The sequence below is a fragment of the Methanocalculus taiwanensis genome (genome assembly GCF_024372745.1).
GTDB lineage: Archaea > Halobacteriota > Methanomicrobia > Methanomicrobiales > Methanocorpusculaceae > Methanocalculus > Methanocalculus taiwanensis.
The window spans coordinates 1-1737 of the sequence record NZ_VOTZ01000063.1 but is presented as its reverse complement, the minus strand read 5'-3'; the positions used below and the strand labels follow the sequence as shown (position 1 = coordinate 1737).

Here is a 1737-nt window from a genome sequence, read left to right as displayed (position 1 = left end):
CCCACATTCGGCATCTACTTTTTCATGCATAATATTTTTCCACCCCTGACCCGAACAGCCGCGTAATATCCTGTAATTCATCTGTATAATTGAGAATCCGGCACTTAAATCCCGTATCTGTCACTTCTTCGATCTGTCTCACCCGCCTGAAGAGGTGGTAGATACGTTTTGTCGTCGGTTTGGCTGTTTGTTTCTTGACATCACGAACCGTCGTCTTCTGCTCCCTGAGGATCTCCCGGATCTGCCACTGAGTAACCGTGTATACCATTAGACTGAGCACCATCAGCATCGAGACGGCGGCTATTCTATTCGGGTTTTTCAGAAAGATCTCGGAGATATGGAAGCTGTTATCCTTCAAAAACCGGAATCCACGTTCAACGGCACCCTGCTCCTTATACCAGTCAAGAAGTGTATCAGGATCTATCTCACAATCGTTTGTGGCGAGAATGAACCGGCCAAGTCGCTCTTTCTCCCGCCGTACCTCTTCGTCATTAAACATCAGCTTGCAGGAGATGAGGAAGACCTCCTTCAACTCTTCTCCATTCTTTGGCCGACCCTTTTTCCCATTAGCACGATGGTTTTTGCTTGTTATCTGGATGTTGAAAGGAAGGTATCGGTGATGTTTTCCAAACCATCGTTCAAGTTCAGCACGTGCATCTGTTTCACAGGCATATTCATGAGCAAATATCTTTTTCAGAGCGGTTTCATCATTTTTCCGTTGCTTTTCTATGCGGGATGTGAACTTCTTTTCTGATCGGGTTTGTTGATCCCGTGAATGATACAATACCCATTTTTGAGGGATCCCGGCATACTCTGAAGTGAGTTCATACGAGTGATACCGCTCATCGGTACAGGGTTGCCAGGTGATCCCCTCCTGGTGAATGAGTGTTTTTGCCTCTTTGATCGTGTTTGGGACATGAGAGATCCAGTAACATTGTGTTCCCAGGGTTTGGAGGTTTAATTTCGTATAAAACGCTGAATCTGCGATATGGTAGATTCGTTGATCGGTCACCAGATTATTCCGGACAGCCTGAATTGACCTGAGAAGGGATTTCTTATCAGAGGCATTCCCTGAGAGGGGCTCCATGAAAACGGGAATGCCATGCTGGTTGGTGACCAGGGTCATGGCGAACTGGTTGAGATCGTTCCGGTGATCCTTTGAGTGGCCACGGACAATCTGAATCAGTCGTGTCCCAAAATCGCTGTCATACTCTCCCGTTACCTTAAAAGAGCTTGTATCATGATGAAGACGAGGAGATTCCTGAGGTTTGACAGGAGGTTCAGAGGCGAGTTTTTTCATCATGGTGAGGCTGATTGCAGTGAAGAGTTTGGTCGGGTTAAACCGTGCAATTGCATCCAGCGTCTCACCAAAGAGGGATTCATTGAGATGTTCCGGATGGATTCCTTGACCAAGGAGCCGTTCTGTTGCGATATCATCGAAGTAATCCGGCATGATATAGAGTCGCCGTTCCACAAAGCCAAGAGAATTGAGGAGAAGTGCTTTGACAGCGGTGCCATGGGAGACGATATGATGCCGTTTCTTGGGGATGAGTTCATCGATTAGATCGCCGATCCCAAGTGAGTCATATACACCGGCAACAAGCCCAAGATGGGATATTGTGACATTCGAGCCATCTACAAGAGCCATAGTAGAACAATTGAATATTAAACCTGTACTTGCATATAAAACTATGTACGTAAATGTTTGATAGTTAAGGTTTTACTGCCGAAGACAGG

Annotated in this window: 1 protein-coding gene; it reads right to left on the bottom strand. The window is 46.2% G+C overall.

Annotated elements, in window-relative coordinates; translation table 11 throughout:
• Window positions 1-22 precede the first annotated feature (22 nt).
• The gene (locus FTO68_RS11780) at window positions 23-1648 is read right to left on the bottom strand and encodes an IS1634 family transposase (protein ID WP_255333606.1); all 1626 of its coding nucleotides are present in this window, start codon (window positions 1646-1648) and stop codon (window positions 23-25) included.
• Window positions 1649-1737: the final 89 nt, after the last annotated feature.